The 15,582-nt window shown below is 62.1% G+C and carries 16 protein-coding genes; 14 read left to right on the top strand and 2 right to left on the bottom strand.

What is annotated here, in order from left to right; all coding sequences use genetic code 11:
* The first annotated feature begins 276 nt into the window (after positions 1-276).
* From METH_RS20535 to METH_RS20505, 7 genes are all read left to right on the top strand, one after another.
* A complete protein-coding gene (locus METH_RS20535; protein WP_024092700.1) occupies positions 277-1,413 on the top strand; it encodes an ABC transporter substrate-binding protein in 1,137 nt (378 codons plus the stop codon).
* A 67-nt stretch (positions 1,414-1,480) separates the two neighbouring features.
* Entirely contained in the window at positions 1,481-2,401 is a 921-nt protein-coding gene (locus tag METH_RS20530; RefSeq protein ID WP_024092699.1) for a branched-chain amino acid ABC transporter permease, read from the top strand.
* Positions 2,398-3,387, top strand: coding sequence for a branched-chain amino acid ABC transporter permease (locus METH_RS20525; protein WP_024092698.1), 990 nt, complete (start codon positions 2,398-2,400; stop codon positions 3,385-3,387). Before METH_RS20530 ends, METH_RS20525 begins: the two co-directional genes overlap by 4 nt.
* Entirely contained in the window at positions 3,380-4,135 is a 756-nt protein-coding gene (locus METH_RS20520; protein ID WP_024092697.1) for an ABC transporter ATP-binding protein, read from the top strand. Before METH_RS20525 ends, METH_RS20520 begins: the two co-directional genes overlap by 8 nt.
* Positions 4,132-4,821, top strand: coding sequence for an ABC transporter ATP-binding protein (locus METH_RS20515; protein ID WP_024092696.1), 690 nt, complete (start codon positions 4,132-4,134; stop codon positions 4,819-4,821). The genes METH_RS20520 and METH_RS20515 overlap by 4 nt, the downstream gene beginning before the upstream one ends.
* A gap of 442 nt (positions 4,822-5,263) precedes the next feature.
* Positions 5,264-5,530 (top strand): hypothetical protein, encoded by a 267-nt coding sequence (locus METH_RS22845; RefSeq protein ID WP_024092694.1) that lies wholly within the window; start codon positions 5,264-5,266, stop codon positions 5,528-5,530.
* A 250-nt stretch (positions 5,531-5,780) separates the two neighbouring features.
* Complete coding sequence (locus tag METH_RS20505) at positions 5,781-6,245, top strand: response regulator (RefSeq protein ID WP_156927558.1); 465 nt, start codon at positions 5,781-5,783, stop codon at positions 6,243-6,245.
* Positions 6,246-6,953: 708 nt separating this feature from the next.
* Here the strand turns inward: METH_RS20505 and METH_RS20500 are convergent.
* Positions 6,954-7,826: a LysR substrate-binding domain-containing protein gene (locus METH_RS20500; RefSeq protein ID WP_044008791.1), complete on the bottom strand. Its 873-nt coding sequence runs from the start codon at positions 7,824-7,826 to the stop codon at positions 6,954-6,956.
* 105 nt (positions 7,827-7,931) lie between these two features.
* On the opposite strand from METH_RS20500, the gene METH_RS20495 reads away from it, so the two are divergent.
* The 7 genes from METH_RS20495 to METH_RS20465 are packed head-to-tail and all read left to right on the top strand — an operon-like array spanning position 7,932 to position 14,794.
* Entirely contained in the window at positions 7,932-9,047 is a 1,116-nt protein-coding gene (locus METH_RS20495; protein ID WP_156927557.1) for a polyamine ABC transporter substrate-binding protein, read from the top strand.
* A gap of 57 nt (positions 9,048-9,104) precedes the next feature.
* Complete coding sequence (locus tag METH_RS20490) at positions 9,105-9,992, top strand: ABC transporter permease (protein WP_024092690.1); 888 nt, start codon at positions 9,105-9,107, stop codon at positions 9,990-9,992.
* A gap of 3 nt (positions 9,993-9,995) precedes the next feature.
* Positions 9,996-10,814 (top strand): ABC transporter permease, encoded by an 819-nt coding sequence (locus METH_RS20485; protein ID WP_044008790.1) that lies wholly within the window; start codon positions 9,996-9,998, stop codon positions 10,812-10,814.
* Positions 10,814-11,935 carry an ABC transporter ATP-binding protein gene (locus METH_RS20480; protein WP_024092688.1) on the top strand — a complete coding sequence of 374 codons (1,122 nt, stop codon included), beginning with the start codon at positions 10,814-10,816 and terminating at the stop codon, positions 11,933-11,935. The genes METH_RS20485 and METH_RS20480 overlap by 1 nt, the downstream gene beginning before the upstream one ends.
* Positions 11,932-13,200 carry an amidase family protein gene (locus METH_RS20475; protein WP_084013872.1) on the top strand — a complete coding sequence of 423 codons (1,269 nt, stop codon included), beginning with the start codon at positions 11,932-11,934 and terminating at the stop codon, positions 13,198-13,200. The genes METH_RS20480 and METH_RS20475 overlap by 4 nt, the downstream gene beginning before the upstream one ends.
* On the top strand, positions 13,197-14,090 hold the full coding sequence (locus METH_RS20470) for a polysaccharide deacetylase family protein (RefSeq protein WP_024092686.1): 894 nt from the start codon (positions 13,197-13,199) through the stop codon (positions 14,088-14,090). The genes METH_RS20475 and METH_RS20470 overlap by 4 nt, the downstream gene beginning before the upstream one ends.
* A 2-nt stretch (positions 14,091-14,092) precedes the next feature.
* Entirely contained in the window at positions 14,093-14,794 is a 702-nt protein-coding gene (locus METH_RS20465; RefSeq protein ID WP_044008807.1) for a DUF1989 domain-containing protein, read from the top strand.
* A 74-nt stretch (positions 14,795-14,868) separates the two neighbouring features.
* Here METH_RS20465 and METH_RS20460 read toward each other — a convergent pair whose 3' ends face one another.
* A complete protein-coding gene (locus tag METH_RS20460) occupies positions 14,869-15,549 on the bottom strand; it encodes an FMN-dependent NADH-azoreductase (RefSeq protein WP_024092684.1) in 681 nt (226 codons plus the stop codon).
* Between the last annotated feature and the right edge of the window lie 33 nt (positions 15,550-15,582).

Genomic DNA, 15,582 nt, shown 5'->3' with positions numbered 1-15,582 from the left:
CACTCCGGGGAGCGCGAGGGCCCGGCCCCTCGCTGCCGCGGGTGCGATTCCCGAAACGGTTCCGGACCGGCAGACCATCAATGCTGCCCTATATATTTTATGCTTGAAATAAATGTTCAAGCCTGCGTAGGCTCGTTTCAAAGGCTGGCGAAAGATCAGCCGGGGAGATGCGGGCTGCAGCGGGTCTTGGCTTCTGCCGGGACGGCGTTAAAGTCGCAAGCATTTGATCCATAACCCTGGCTTCGGACCGGGGCATATTCTGGGAGGAAAGACGTAATGAAGACCATTCGGATGCTCGCCATGGCAGCGGCGGTCCCGGCGCTGGCGGCTGCGGCCCAGGCCGACACCAAGATTGGCATGATCACCACCCTGTCCGGCGGCGGCGCAGGCCTGGGCGTGGACGTGCGCGACGGTTTTATGCTGGCGATCGAACAGGACGGCCGCGACGGGGTTGAAGTGGTGATCGAGGACGATCAGCGCAAACCCGATGCAGCGGTGCAGATCGCTGACCGGATGATCCAGTCCGAGAAGGTGGATATCCTGACCGGCATCATCTGGTCCAACCTGGCGATGGCGGTGGTGCCCGCAGTCACTGCGCAGGGCGTGTTCTACCTGTCGCCCAACGCCGGACCGTCGGCGCTGGCGGGCAAGCGCTGCCATCCGAATTACTTCAACGTGGCCTGGCAGAACGACAACCTGCATGAGGCCGCGGGCGCCTATGCCAATGATGCGGGGCTGAAGAACAGTTTTATCCTGGCGCCGAACTACCCGGCGGGCAAGGACGCGCTGACCGGCTACAAACGCATGTATGAGGGCGAACTTTCGGGCGAGATCTACACCAAGCTGGGGCAGACCGATTATGCGGCGGAAATCGCGCAAATCCGGGCCTCGGGTGCCGACTCCGTCTATTTCTTCCTGCCGGGCGGCATGGGGATTTCCTTCCTGAAACAATACGCGGGCAGCGGCGTCGATCTGCCGGTTGTCGGCCCCGCTTTCTCGTTTGATCAGGGCATCCTGCAGGCGGTGGGTGATGCCGCGCTGGGGGTCAAGAACACCTCGCAGTGGAACAAGGACATCGACAATCCGGCCAATGCTGCCTTTGTCGCCGCCTTTCAGGAGAAATACGGCCGTCTGCCATCGCTCTATGCCAGCCAGGGCTTTGACACTGCCAACCTGATCCTGAGCGCGCTGGACAAGGCAGAGCCGGCCGATCAGGACGCGTTCCGCGCAGCGCTGAAAGCGGCGGAGTTCGACTCGGTCCGCGGTGATTTCAGGTTCGGAGACAACCACCATCCGGTGCAGGACATTTATGTCCGTGAAGTGATCAAGGAAGGCGATGTCTTCACCAATAAGATCATTGCCACCGGCCTGACCGACCACGCCGACGCTTACGCCGGCGAGTGCAAGATGTAAGACAAATCGTCAAGCGGAGGCGCCACTGCGTCTCCGCTGCGGCAAGGCTTCCCCTTCGGAAATTCAAATGACCTATATTCTAGTTCTGGAGCAGATCCTGAACGGGCTGCAGTTCGGCATCATGCTGTTTCTGATGGCAGCCGGTCTGACGCTGGTGTTCGGGGTGATGGGGCTGATCAACCTGGCCCATGGTTCGCTTTACATGGTTGGCGCCTTTGCTGCCGCCGCCGTAGCCGGGTGGACAGGCTCGTTTCTGCTGGCGCTGATCGCCAGCCTGGCCGCCGCGGCTGCCGCGGGCGCTCTGATGGAGCTGGTGGTGATCCGCCGCCTCTACCGGCGCGACCACTTGGACCAGGTGCTGGCGACCTTCGCACTGATCCTGATATTTTCCGAAGGCACCCGCTGGCTGTTCGGATCCTTCCCGCTGTTTCTGGACGTGCCGTCCTATTTGTCGGGGCCGGTTACCCTGCCGGGCGGCATTGAATACCCGCTGTACCGGCTGGCGATCATCCTGACCGGGCTGGCCATTGCCGCGGGGCTGTTCCTGCTGATCGCCCGCACCCGCATCGGCATCCAGATCCGCGCAGGCGAGGCCGACCGCGAGATGATTGCCGCCCTTGGCGTCGATATTTCCAAACTCTACACGCTGGTGTTTGCCCTAGGCGCCGCATTGGCCGGTCTGGCCGGTGCGCTGGTGGGGGCAATCCAATCGGTCCAGGTCGGCATGGGCGAGCCGGTTCTGATCCTGGCCTTTGTGGTGATCGTCATCGGCGGCATCGGCTCGATCAAGGGCGCCTTGGCGGGGGCGCTGCTGGTCGGGATGACCGACACTTTGGGCGGCGTGTTCCTGCCGCGGCTTTTCACCCTGTTCATGGAGCCTGCCAGTGCGGCATCGGCCGGCGCGTCACTCGCCTCGATGCTGATTTACATTCTAATGGCGGGGGTTCTTTTGGTGCGCCCATCGGGCCTTTATGGAGGGAGCGCATGATGGTTACCCGCGAAAGCCTGCTGAACTGGGCAATGATTGCAGCTCTTTTGCTGGTGCCGCTGGCGGCCTGGTCGCTGGATGAACCGTTCATCATCACCCTGGCGACCAAGGCCGCGATCCTGGCGCTGGCCGGGGTTGGCCTGAACATCGCCTTGGGGCTGGGCGGGCTGATCAGCCTGGGCCATGCGGCGTTTTTCGGGATCGGCGGCTATGCCATGGGCATTCTTGCCGCTCATGCCCAGAATTACGAGCCGTTGTTTGAATGGCCGTTCCTGTTTGAGGGCAGCAACCAGATGCCGCTGATCTGGCTGACGGCTGTGGTGTTCAGCGCGTTGGCGGCGCTGGTCATCGGGGCGTTGTCCTTGCGCACCTCAGGTGTCTATTTCATCATGATCACATTGGCTTTCGGGCAGATGCTCTATTACTTCGCGATCAGCTGGAGCGCCTATGGCGGCGAAGACGGGCTGTCGATCTGGGTCCGTAATGAATTTCCGGGGCTGAACACCCTGGACCCGATCCAGTTCTTTGCCATTGCTTATGTGATCCTGTGCGGCGCGCTGTTTTTTGCCGCCCGGCTGGCGCGCTCGCCATTTGGGCTGGCACTGGCCGCCGCACGCCAGAACGAAGACCGGGTCGAGGCGGTGGGGCTGACCCCGTTTACCCTGCGGCTGACGGCCTTTGTGATTTCCGGCGCGATCACCGGGCTGGCGGGGGCACTGTTTGCGGATCTGAACCGGTTCGTCAGCCCCACCATGCTGAGCTGGCACACCAGCGGCGAGATCATGATCTTTGTGATCTTGGGCGGTGTCGGGCGGTTGTATGGTCCGGTGGCCGGTGCAGCGCTGTATATCGTGCTGGAGCATCTCTTGGGCGGCATCAGCGATTACTGGCAGATCTTCCTGGGCGTGCTGCTGCTGCTGATTGTGCTGTTTGCCCGCGGCGGGCTGATCGGAGCGATTGCGGGGCGGGAGAAGGCGCATGGCTGATGTGGTGCTGAAAACCGACAACCTGTGCAAGAGCTTTGGCGCACTGAAGGCCAGCAGCAATGTCTCGCTGGATTTGCGGGCGGGAGAAATCCACGCGCTGATCGGCCCCAATGGGGCGGGAAAATCCACACTTATCAAACAGATCGCCGGAAACTTCGCCCCCGACAGCGGCACAGTGGAACTGCTGGGCCGCGATGTCACCGCACTGGATACGGTGGCGCGGGCGCGGATGGGGTTGGGACGGACGTTCCAGATCTCGGCGCTGGCGATGGACTACACCGTGCTGCAGAACGCGGTGCTGGGCGCGCTTGGCGGCCAGGGGCGGGTGTTCCGCTTTTTCCGCAACGTGATGGAGGATCCGGCGCTGCTGGAAGTGGCGTGCGATGCGCTGGAGCGGGTCGGTCTGACCGACGACGCCCACCGCCGCACCGCGGACCTGTCGCACGGCCAGCGCCGCCAGCTGGAGGTCGCGGTGGCGCTGACGCTGAAGCCGAAGCTGTTTCTGATGGATGAGCCGATGGCCGGGCTGGGGGCGGATGGCTCTCATCGGCTGACGGGGTTTCTTGACGGTTTGCGCGAGCAGGCACCGATCCTGCTGGTGGAACATGATATGGACGCGGTCTTTGCGCTGGCGGACCGGATCAGCGTGCTGGTCTACGGCCAGATCATCGCCACCGGCACCGCGGCAGAAATCCGCGCCAACGCTGAGGTGCGCCGTGCCTACCTGGGAGAGGACGCCGCCGCATGAGCCTGCTGTCATTACAAGGGGTTGAGGCGTCTTATGGCCCGGCGCAGGCGCTGTTCGGGGTCGATCTGGAGATTGCTGAGGGCGAAGTGGTGGCGCTGATGGGCCGCAATGGCATGGGCAAATCCACCACCATCAAGACCATCTGCGGGATGCTGGCGGCCTCCCGAGGGGAGCTGCGGTTTGACGGTCACGACCTGCGCCAGCTGCCGTCGCACAAGATCGCCCGGCTGGGTATCGGTCTGGTGCCGGAAGGGCGGCGGTGCTTTGCGCCTTTGACGGTTGAGGAAAACCTGACGGCCGCAGCGCGCCCCGGCCCGTGGGATTTCAAGAAGGTAGCAGAGCTGTTTCCGCGGCTGGAGGAGCGGCGAAGCCAGAAAGCCGGGTCTTTGTCAGGCGGCGAACAGCAGATGCTGACCATCAGCCGCGCCTTGATGACCAACCCGCGGCTGCTGATCCTGGACGAGGCGACAGAGGGTTTGGCGCCGGTGGTACGGCAGGAAATCTGGGCGGCGATTGCATGGCTTAAGACCAGTGCCGGGCTGGCCATTCTGGTGGTCGACAAATCACTGAAGGAACTGTCGGCCATTGCCGACCGCGGGGTGATCCTCAACAAGGGCAGCAACGCCTGGGAGGGCCGGATCGGAGAGCTTCCGGCCGACATGGCGGACCGGTTTCTGGGTGTATAAGTTGCCCCGAGGGCACCGTAAAGTTAACCGGCTTGGCTTAAAGGCTGGACTGGTTTCGATGTTCAAACGGCTTCGAGTTGAGCGATGCCGCGCCACGAATCCGTGGCGGCGGCGCGGAGTTCGCGAAAGTTTTCGGATGTCATCTCGTGGCGCGGCAGGTGAAACAGGTTTGCAATGGAGTCAGGAAAGCCGCTTCAGCCCTGCATCCGGTCGTCCGTGCGTGCTTTGCCTTTCACCTCTGGCCAATGGCCGGGATCGGCCCCGGGGGAGGCAGTCTGGAAGGTGCAGTGATTGCCGCGCGCATTTCGGCCGGCGCGGGGCAGGGCGGTGCCTTGTTCGCGCCGGTGCCGGTGAGCGGGGCAGGGGGCTGCGCGGTGTAGGGGAGCCACTGGACCGGCTGCGGCGGTGGCTGCAGCCGGTGGAAAACGGGACCATCCGCGCGATGCGAAACCTTGATCAACTGGATCAATGGGAGAGCGAAGCCCGCGGCGGTATCAAACTCCTGTCGGGCCGCATATCGCCGCGGCTGATCGAGGTGTGCCGGAGCTGGCCGCTGATGACAGTCCCGCTAGCCGAAGAGCGCACCGGCGTCAGCCGCGCGGCGGGGCAAAGGAACATTGCGTGGTTTGACGCGCAGGGCCTGGTGCAGGAGGTGACAGGGCCGTGGCGGTTCCGGGTGTGGCGGGCGTCTCTGAACAGCGAAGCCTGAGCAAGCTGGTTCCCCTGCGGCGCTGATGAAGGGGGCGGCTTCCTGGTGACAGCCATTCCGCCCTTTGTCCAGGCCGGCGTGGATGACACAACTGGCAGTTTTTCTCAGGGCTGCACCAAGCACCCATGCCGGATGCCGCAGCCGCCGTCCTTTTCGCCCAATTTGACCCGAAGCGCCATCCGGGGATCATGGGGCAAACCACAGGGAGGAACACGGCACGGAGGTCTCGCTGAACATTCCGTTGTCCACCGTGACTGCTGCCAAAGTCCAGGCCGCAGCGCCCAGCAGCAAATTGGCGAGCTTCCAGGGCCGTCGAGCACTTGTCGCCGAAGACAATCGAGCCAATCAGGTGGTGATTTCAGCGATGCTGAGGAAACTCGGCGTTGAGGCCGACATTGTCAGTAATGGGCGGCAAGCGGTGGAGGCCTGCAAAAACGGCAGATATGACATTTACATACAGGACTATTCCATGCCGGTTATGAACGGTGTCGAAGCACTGCAAGCCATTCTTGGATTTGAACTTTCCCGGAATAGGGTACACACGTTTGCCGTCGTTTGCACAGCAAATACGATGTCTTTTCAGGTTGAGGAGTACCTGAGGGAAGGCTTTGACGTTCACCTGTCGAAACCTCTGGCCCTGCAAGGGGTCAAAAAGGTGCTGGCTTTGGCATTTGAGGGTAAGGCTGCCTTGCCATCGGCAGGCCCCGGTGCCTGACTGTTCAATCCGGCTCGTGCTCTTGTTCCTGGCTGAGGGGCAAACCTGTGAGACGCCAAAAAAGATATCTGTTAGCATGATTTTTCCGCTGATTGAAAATCAGGGGCTTACCTGATCCTGAATGGAAGAACTTTGTGTCGCCCGACACCAAATTGTCGGCGACACAGAGTTTTGCCTTTGGCGACAAAACCTATCCTTTCTCGTGTTTACAAAATCCCCGCTCGCGCTTCCTGTTCCGCCGGTGGCAACGGGGCCGCCATGCTGCAGGTTTCACCAAACCAGCCGTTCATACTTCCCCGTTGCCCTCGACAAAAAACCGCGCTTTCGCCGGCAATCAAGATCCAATATCAAAGAGTGGATGGCGTCTGCTCCCAGCCACCGCGCGTTGCGGCAGCTGCGGAAGTCATCATTCAACAGGAAAGAAACTCCGCTATGAGAGCCACGACAGTAGGATTGGACCTCGGCAAGGACGTTTTCAGGCTCATGGTATTGCGTCCGACAGCACTGTTGTCTTCACCCCTTCTACACTGCGCAGATAGTTGCTCGAGTTCTTCGAAGCGCTACCAAGTTGTTTAATCGGTATTGAGGTATGCGGGTCAGTGCATCATTGGGCGCGTGAACTAATTGCTATCGGGCACGATGTGCACCTGATGCCTACGGTCTATGCCCGTGGAAAGATGGTTGCTATCGATGCGGAGGCGATTGGGCTCATATCTGTTTAGCGGTTCGCCTGACCCAATCGGCGAATGTCTTAACGCCGTGCTTGTTGCGCGATAGCGGATTGAGCACGAGGCAATAGGCAAATCCGCGCAGCTCGGGACCGGGGATTTTCCGGTAGCGGCCTGATTGCAGACCTTCATCAACTAGCACACTGCTGGACAGAAGAAGCCCCAATCCCTGATCCAGCGCGTTAAAAGCCGCACTTTCATCGCTGAAACGGGTAATGCGGCCCGAAGGGAACTGTTCCCCGGCGTCCTTGAACCATTGTTCCCAGGTCGGGCCGCCCATGTCCGGATTGCGCCAGCGAAACCCCAGCAGTCGGCATTTCTGCAAGACGGCGTCCGGGCGGTCAGCCAGGCTGACGGGGATGTAGCGATCCGAGAACAAAATCTCGGCCTCCTCGCTCGCGGCATCTTGCGAACCATATCGGATCGCAACGTCCAGCCGGTCGGCCCGCAGGTCCAGAACGTCATCATCGGTCTCAACCTCGACCCTGATGTCGCCGTGTTTTTCGAAAAAGTCCGACAAGCGCGGGACCAGCCAGCGTTCCGCAAAAGCATATGTGGTTGTGACCCGGACCAGCGATTGCGAGACATCCTTGTCGAGCATTGTGAAGGCTTCGCCCAAAATATCAAAGGCGGTCTGCAGCTTGGGAAACAGCTCGTGCCCGGCGGGCGTGAGGGCAATCTGGCGGGGGCGGCGCTCAACCAGCTGGAAGCCAAGGTAGGCTTCGAGATGCCTGATTTGATGGCTAATAGCGGTCGCGGTGACACCGAGCTCTTCTCCTGCTTCGGCGAAACTAAGTTTGCGGGCCACTGCCTCAAAGGCGCGAATTGCGTTTAGTGGCGGTAGTTTACGCATGACGTATCCGGCTTGCGCAAAAATATCTCAGCATGGCCTGACGAAAGGTCATTTGTTTTTTCGCCTCCTCTTTCTGAAGCTTGTGGAATGAAATGGGAGGGAAAAATGACACACAATATTATCACCACCCGGCGGCGGTTGATCAAGGGGGGGCTTGCGGCGGCTGCTGCTGTCGCCGCCCCGGCCGTGCTGCGTGCGCAGGGCCGCCGCGACTTGTCGATGCTCACCTGGGCAGGCCATGCCGACCCCGAAGTCATCGGCGCATTCGAGGAGATGCACAACGTTCGCATCCGCGCCAAGGAGTATGTCGGCGGCGACCAGATGCTTGCGCAAATTGCACAGTCTCCGACCGGAACTTACGACGTGATCCTGTCGGATGCGGAATACGTGGTGCAATTGCAGCAGGCCGGCTTCATTGAACCGTTGGTGCCGGAGGACTACCCGTTCGATGACTTCTTCCCGGAGTTTCAGAATTTCCGCGGCCACTGGTTCGACGACCGCCCCTATGCAGTTTTCCTGCGGTTCGGGTTCCTCGGGCTTTCCCATAACCGCGCCGCGATGAGCGAAGCGGAAGCACGCAGCTACCGCGGCATGTGGGACTCTCGGCATGAGGGGCGGATCGGCCATTTCGACTGGCACCTGCCCAACCTGGGCGCCTTGAGCCTCCTCAATGGCAACCTGTCGCCCTTTGACCTGGATGAGCAACACTGGACGGAACTGTCCGATACGCTGATGTCGCTCCGGCCTCAGGTGCGCGGCTTCTATGATTATGGCGGCATGCTGTCGGCGCTGCGCTCCGGCGAGGTCGCCGCGATCCCCGGTATCGGCGACTGGATCACCGGCGTGCTGGCCCGGGATGGTGCCGATGTCACCACGACCATCCCCGAGGAAGGCGGCCTGCAGTGGACCGAGTCGCTGTCGATCGGCGGAGGCTCCAGAAATCAGGATCTGGCGCGGACCTTCATCCAATACATGCTGTCACCCGAGGGACAGGTGAAAACCGCCACGCTCAAGGCCTATCCGGCCATGATCCCGACGCGGTCGGGCTGGGACCGGCTGAACGAGGAACTGCCGGGCGAGGCACGGCGCCAGAACATGGTGCTGAACGGGCCAAACGCGCTGGATGAAATCCGAGCCGGGCGTATCCGCCTGCGGGAGCTCCCGGTCCAGCAATCGCTGGAAACCTGGAACGACGCCTGGACGCGCTACAAGAACGCCTGATGCCCGGTCTGGTCCCGGCGCCGCAGCCGGGACCGCAGCCTTATGGGAGATACCGACATGACTTCCCCTGCTATCGCCGCCCGCACTCCGGCGCGCCGGTTCCATTTCCTCTTCAATCGTGCCTGGCAGGCGCTATGGGTGCTGCCCTTGCCTGCCTGGCTGCTGTTGTTTTTTGCAGTGCCGCTGGGCTTACTGGTGGCGATTTCCTTCTGGTCCGTGGCGAATTACCGGCTGACACCGGACGCCACGCTGTCAGCCTGGCGCTATGTTCTGGGCCTAGACTTCCTCTGGGCCAGTTTCTGGCGCAGCTACGGGCTTGCGATGGCTAGCGCTGTCGCGGTTTCGCTGCTGGCCTTTCCGGCTTCCTACGCGATGGCCTTTGTTGCCGCGCCGCGCCAGCGTCTGATCCTGCTGGGGCTTGCAATTGCGCCGTTTTTCACAAGCTACCTCGTTCGCATCTATTCCTGGCAGGTGTTCCTCGCCGAAGGCGGCGTGATCTCTTCCATCGTTCAGGCGTTGGGCGGCAAGGGAGAAAGCCTTCTCAACACCTATTTCGCGCTGTTTCTCGGCCATGCTACACTGGCGCTGCCGGTGGTGCTGATCCTGCAGACCATCGCCCTTGCCAATGTGGACCGGACCGGGATCTCCGCTGCGGCCAACCTTGGGGCGCGGCCCGGAGCGATCCTGCTCCGCGTGATCCTGCCCGCCGCCCGGCCCGGCCTGACGCTCGGGCTGCTGTTTGCCTTCTTGCTGTCCTATGCAGAGTTCGTCAGCGCCGCCTATCTGGGCGGCGGCGCCTTCCAAACCCTGCCGATCCTCGTGACGGATCTTGTTCGTGCCGGTCAGCAATGGCCACGCGCCGCCGTCGTGTCGCTGCTGATGATCGCCAGCCTGCTGGCCACCGCTTTCGTAACCGTCCTTTGGGCGTACCGCGAGAAAGGATAAGACATGCCCCCGCATCTGAAACACGCCATGCCGAAAGCCTTCTGGATTGCCGGGCTCGCAGTGGTTTTCCTGCTGCTCTACGCGCCGATCCTTTCGGCAGTCCTGTTTTCCTTCAGCGCCGACCGTTTCCCGAGCCTCAACATGTCCGGGTTCAGCACCCAATGGTATGCGCAGGTCCTGACTGACCGCGCCATGCTGGAGGCCCTGTGGAACAGCCTGACGGTTGCCGGGATTACCGCGCTGATCGCCACCACACTGGGATTTGCCGCGGCCTATGCGGACTATCGTTTCCGGTTCTTTGGCCAGAAAGCCGTGCTGGCGCTGGCTTTGCTGCCTCCGACGGTGCCACTGGTCATCCTTGGCCTCGCCATGCTGGCCTTCTTTTCCCGTATCGGCATTGCCGGCACGCTTACGGCCGTGGTTGCCGCCCATGTCGTGATTGCCGCGCCCTTTGCGATGGCGGTCTGCCGGCTGCGGCTGGCGCAGCTGGATGAGACGCTGGAAACCGCAGCGCAGAACCTTGGCGCGCAGCCCTCTTCCGCACTCATCCGTATCGTGCTGCCCCATACGCTGCCCGCCATTCTCGCCGCCTTCCTCATCACCTTTGCTGTGTCGTTTGACGAGTACGTTATCGCTTGGTTCACGGGCGGGTTGAACCAGACCATTCCCGTTGCGGTTCTCAATACGCTTCAGGGGCAGGTCGACCCGACCATCCACGTCATCGGCACATTGAGTTTTTCCGTCACGCTGACACTGGTTCTGATCGCGCTTGCCGTGGTCCTGAGCCAGAGCGGCGGCGCCATGTCTAAGGAGGAGACATAATGACCAAACTGCATCTCAAATTGGACGGGCTTGCCAAGTCCTATGGCACCTACGTCGCCGTCGAAGAGTTTTCGCTGAATATTGCCGAGGGGGAATTCATTGCAATCATGGGGCCGTCCGGTTGTGGCAAGACCACGAGCCTGCGCATGCTTGCTGGGCTCGAAACCGCAGACCGTGGCCAGATCACCCTTGCGGGCAACCGCATCGACCAACTGCCGGTCTGGGAACGGGAAACCCCCATGGTCTGGCAAAGCCTGGCCTTGTTCCCCTTCATGACCGTGCGGGAAAACGTCGAGTTCGGGCTCAAGATGCGCGGCGTTGCCGGGGCAGAGCGCCGCCGCCGCGCCGATGACTGGCTGGAGCGGCTGGGCATTTCCACCTACGCAGACCGCAATGTCGCGCGGCTGTCAGGCGGCCAGCGCCAGCGCGTCGCCCTGGCCCGCAGCCTTGTGCTGGAGCCCAAAGTGCTGCTTTTGGACGAGCCGCTTTCAGCGCTGGACGCCCATATGGCCATCAAGATGCAGGGCGAGCTGAAAAAGCTTCAGCGCGAGCTTGGCATCACCTTTGTCTATGTCACCCACAGCCATTCCGAGGCCTTCTCGCTGGCTGACCGGGTTGTCATCATGAACGGCGGCCGGGTGGAGCAGATCGGAAGCCCGCAGGACATCTTTCTGCGGCCCCGCAGCAAATTTGTGGCGCAATTCGTCGGTGGGATCAGTCTTTTGGAAGGCAGGATCTCGAGCAAAGAGGACGGCAAACGCTTTCTGGAAACACGCGACGGCAAGGTTCAGCTCGCCGACAGCAGCGGGCTGTCGGAAGGCGACAGCGCGGATTTGGCTGTACGGGCGGACAGAATCTCCGTGACCGTCAACCCAGGTTGGGGCGAGAACGAAATCGTCTGCACGCTGGTGTCAGAGGAATTTGCCGGTGCGGTTGTCAATTTGCATCTAGAAACCGCATCTGGCCACAGCCTTGTGGCGCAAGTTCAGCAACGCGAGCTTGAACAGCTGGACGCAAGCACCGGGGCCCGGGTCTTTGCCTCCTGGCACTCCAGCGACGGCTTTCTTCTGGAGAGTGCGCGACAATCGGAGTCCGGTTCCAAAGTGGTGAAAGCCGCATGAGCTCTGTTCTCGACAAGACCATGGACGCTCTACGTCGAGCCAGTCGGGAAACGGAAGTTTTCCTGTCCCTGTTGCCGGCCCGGGCCCGCGCGGAAGCACGTCAAAGCGATGGTCGCACCGAAAGATTGGGACCCCTCGATGGGAGCACGGTCTCTTGGAAGGATATGATCGCGATCAAGGGCGTCACCACGCGTGCGGGCTCTCTGCACTGGCGTGCAGCGGCACCTGCCTCTGCGGATGCAGAGGTCGTAGATCGGGCCTGCAAGGCCGGTCTGGTCAGCATCGGCGTCACCAATCAATCGGAACTGGCGTTCTCCGGGATTGGTTATAATCCCCACTATGGAACACCGCTGATAGAAGGGCGGGCACCGGGGGGCTCGTCCTCGGGGGCTGCGGCCTCTGTCGCGCGCGGGACAACCCGTCTGGCCGTCGGTACCGATACTGCAGGCTCCTGCCGGGTGCCCGCGGCGTTTCAGGGCGTGGTGGGCTTTCGGCCCACGCGCGGACGGTATCCGATGAGCGGCGTGTTACCACTCGCGCCCAGCTATGACACGGTTGGCAGCTTTGCGCGCTCGGTTGCCGATGTCATCGAGCTGGATGCCATTCTGTCCTGCGATACTGCCAAGCCGGACGCGGCCAGCGGCCTTTCGGTTGTCAGCGACCTGCTTGACGGGGGCAGTGTTGCTGCGCCGGTTTCCCAGCGCTGCAAGGATGCGGTGACAGATCTCGAACAGGCGGGCGTTTTGATGGACTACCCCGGTCGGTCGCCTTTGGATGAGGCGTTGGCGCTGATCAGCGCGGGCGGCTGGCCGGGAGCTTTCGAGGCGGTCCAGACCTGTGGGCCCCTGCTCGAAACCGCTAACGCCCATCGCCTTGACCCTTTTGTCGCGGCGCGGCTCCGCGCTTCGGCGAGTCTGGATCTGGACAAGATCGCGCGCGTCAAACAGGGTGCCAGAGCGTTGCGCGAAACCGTCCGAGCCTCCGATACCATCTACCTCCTGCCGACGGTTGCCATCGAAGCCCCGCACCTGGCGCCGCTGCTGGAAGATCCCCAAACTTTTGCCGCAACAAATGCTGCGGCTCTACGCCTGACCATGCCAGCGAGCCTGCTGGATTTGCCCGCCATTTCTCTGCCCGCCGGAAAGACGGACGCGGGCTGCTGGGTGGGCTTGCAGCTGGTCGGCCCTCCGGACAGTGACCGAACCCTGCTTGCCACTGCGGCAATGGTCGAAACGCTGCTGATGCGAAAGGAAGCCCTGACATGATCCGCAATCAGATCCAATGGCCGAACGGTGCCCGCTGTGCCTGTGCGATCACGTTTGACGTGGATGCCGACAGCCTGATCCACATCGCCCGGCCGGACGACGGGCACCGCCGCCTCTACCCGATCAGCATGGGCCGCTATGGCCCGAACGCCGGTGTGCCGCGTATTCTTGAAACCTACCGGCGGTTGGGGCTCAAACAGTCCTTTTTCATGCCCGGCTGGGTGATGGAGCAATACCCCGAGACGGTCGAGGCGGTCCTCGCCGGCGGGCATGAGATCGGCCACCATGGGTATCTGCACGAAGACCCTGCCGAACAGAGCGCCGAGGAACAGGCCTATTGGTTCGAGCGGGCGCTTGAGGTGCACTGCCAGATGACCGGCAGCACCCCGCGCGGCTATCGCGCCCCGGTCTACAATGTCACCCCCGAGGTGCTGTCGCTCGCGGTGAAGCACGGGTTGACTTATGAAAGCTCGATGATGGCGGACGATCTGCCCTATCGGATCGACACCGCATCCGGCTCTCTCTACGAGCTGCCGGTGCATTGGGGCAGTGACGACTGGCCGCCTTTCGCGCATTTCGACGAGATCGGCTACAAGATGCCGGTGATGTCGCCGCGCCGCGGATTGGAGGCTTCCTTTGAGGAGTTCGAGGCACAATACGAGGCCGGTGGCCTCTGGATCGGCATCTGGCATCCGTTCCTGACCGGGCGGCTGGCCCGCTGGCGGGTGGTGGAGCGCTGGCTCGAGGAGGTGCTGTCGCGCGGCGATGTCTGGTTCGCACCGCTGGAAGAGATCGCCGCCTATGCCGCCAGACAGGAGGCCGAAGGCGCCTGGCAGCCGCACCGTGAGCCCGCAGCCCCCTACACTCATCCCGTCCTGATGGAGAAATGAAGATGGATACCCTCAATACCCCCTTTGATGCTGCACGGCCCGACGGTGAGAACCCGAGCGCGCATCAGACGCTTGCAGAGGATGGCCGCCTCAGCCCCGATACCACTTACACCATTCCCGCCCGTCAGGGCCGGGCGATGCGCGTGAAAAAGGGTGAGCTGCTGTCGGTCATCAACCGAGACGGCAGCCAGATCGGTGATTTCTGGGCCTTTGCCGAGGGCGACTGCAACGAATACCTGTCGATGGAGCACCTGCGCCCGACGCTGCGGCGCGTGTCGCCGCGCCCCGGCGATGCGCTGGTGACCAACCGGCGCCGCCCGATCCTCACGCTGGTTGAGGACACCTCACCCGGTGTTCACGACACGCTGGTCGCGTCCTGCGATGTGCACCGTTACGCGCAATTGGGCCATGAGGACTATCACGACAATTGCACCGACAACCTGCGCATGGCGCTGGGGGCGATCGGCCTGCGTCCGGCATCGGTGCCTTGCCCGCTGAACCTCTGGATGAACACGCCGGTGGTCGATGACGGTGCGATGGAGTGGCGTGCTCCGGTTTCGAGTCAAGGCGACCATGTGCTGTTCCGCGCTGAAATGGATGCTGTGGTGGTGATTTCCTGCTGCCCGATGGATCTTTTGCCGATCAATGGCGAGGATGCGCAGCCAAGTGCGCTGGAAGTCCTGCTCCTTCAGGACGCTGAGTGATCCAGATTGCACAAAAAACTGGGGGCGAGGATATCGATCCGCGCCCCCCGATTTTACTGTCTCAGACGAATGTCTTAGGCTGCCTGCGCCGCCGCACCGGCCAGTTTCGCAGCCAGTTTCGCGGCCAGCTCGCGGGTGCGGGCCTCTGCCGTCTCAACCGACGCCTGGTGACGCGCGTCCTTGAACTCCTGATATTCGATAGCGATCGTATCGATATCCGCCTGCGCTACGCCGAAGTAATGCGCGCAAGCCGCCAGCGCCGGGTCAAGCGCGTTGAGGTGAGCCCGCACACCGCCCGAAGCAAAGCCGAATTCGCCGCGCGACGACAGCACCACCAGCCGTTTTCCCGACAGGATCGGCTCGATCGGCGTGTCGCCACGCGCCAGATCAAAGGAAAAGGTCCGGCCGATCCGCGCGATATGGTCGATCCAGCCTTTCAGGGCGGCCGGCATGCCGTAGTTGTACATCGGCGCGCCGAGGACGACGATATCCGCCGCGATCACCTCATCGACCAGCTCGTCGGACAGCGCCAGACGCCCGTTCATCCACGGCTCACGGTCCCCGGGCGGGGTAAAGGCGGCATGGATGAATTTATGGTCGATCGCAGGAATCGGGTTCAACCCGACATCCCGGGTAATCACTTTCGTGTCCGGAGCTTGAGCCAGAAAGTTTTGCGCGAACAGCCCGGTCAGATGACGTGTGAGGGAGCGTTCCTCAAGCTGGGCGCTTGCATCAATTCGCAACAGGGTGGGCATGGGCAATCTCCTGAGTTTATGCACTGCGCATTG

Origin of the sequence: Leisingera methylohalidivorans DSM 14336 (assembly GCF_000511355.1) — a bacterium.
In the GTDB taxonomy this organism is placed as follows: Bacteria; Pseudomonadota; Alphaproteobacteria; order Rhodobacterales; family Rhodobacteraceae; genus Leisingera; species Leisingera methylohalidivorans.
Note: the sequence above shows the minus strand (reverse complement) of the source record. Positions and strands in the feature narration are given on the sequence as shown.

Bases quoted from the DNA above. Each gene is read 5' to 3' on its own strand.
- METH_RS20470 (WP_024092686.1), top strand. From the start codon at position 13,197: ATGATCCGCAATCAGATCCAATGGCCGAACGGTGCCCGCTGTGCCTGT.
- METH_RS20515 (WP_024092696.1), top strand. From the start codon at position 4,132: ATGAGCCTGCTGTCATTACAAGGGGTTGAGGCGTCTTATGGCCCGGCG.
- METH_RS20480 (WP_024092688.1), top strand. From the start codon at position 10,814: ATGACCAAACTGCATCTCAAATTGGACGGGCTTGCCAAGTCCTATGGC.
- METH_RS20495 (WP_156927557.1), top strand. From the start codon at position 7,932: ATGACACACAATATTATCACCACCCGGCGGCGGTTGATCAAGGGGGGG.
- METH_RS20475 (WP_084013872.1), top strand. From the start codon at position 11,932: ATGAGCTCTGTTCTCGACAAGACCATGGACGCTCTACGTCGAGCCAGT.
- METH_RS20490 (WP_024092690.1), top strand. From the start codon at position 9,105: ATGACTTCCCCTGCTATCGCCGCCCGCACTCCGGCGCGCCGGTTCCAT.
- METH_RS20530 (WP_024092699.1), top strand. From the start codon at position 1,481: ATGACCTATATTCTAGTTCTGGAGCAGATCCTGAACGGGCTGCAGTTC.
- METH_RS20520 (WP_024092697.1), top strand. From the start codon at position 3,380: ATGGCTGATGTGGTGCTGAAAACCGACAACCTGTGCAAGAGCTTTGGC.
- METH_RS20485 (WP_044008790.1), top strand. From the start codon at position 9,996: ATGCCCCCGCATCTGAAACACGCCATGCCGAAAGCCTTCTGGATTGCC.
- METH_RS22845 (WP_024092694.1), top strand. From the start codon at position 5,264: ATGCGAAACCTTGATCAACTGGATCAATGGGAGAGCGAAGCCCGCGGC.
- METH_RS20525 (WP_024092698.1), top strand. From the start codon at position 2,398: ATGATGGTTACCCGCGAAAGCCTGCTGAACTGGGCAATGATTGCAGCT.
- METH_RS20535 (WP_024092700.1), top strand. From the start codon at position 277: ATGAAGACCATTCGGATGCTCGCCATGGCAGCGGCGGTCCCGGCGCTG.
- METH_RS20460 (WP_024092684.1), bottom strand. From the start codon at position 15,549: ATGCCCACCCTGTTGCGAATTGATGCAAGCGCCCAGCTTGAGGAACGC.
- METH_RS20500 (WP_044008791.1), bottom strand. From the start codon at position 7,826: ATGCGTAAACTACCGCCACTAAACGCAATTCGCGCCTTTGAGGCAGTG.
- METH_RS20465 (WP_044008807.1), top strand. From the start codon at position 14,093: ATGGATACCCTCAATACCCCCTTTGATGCTGCACGGCCCGACGGTGAG.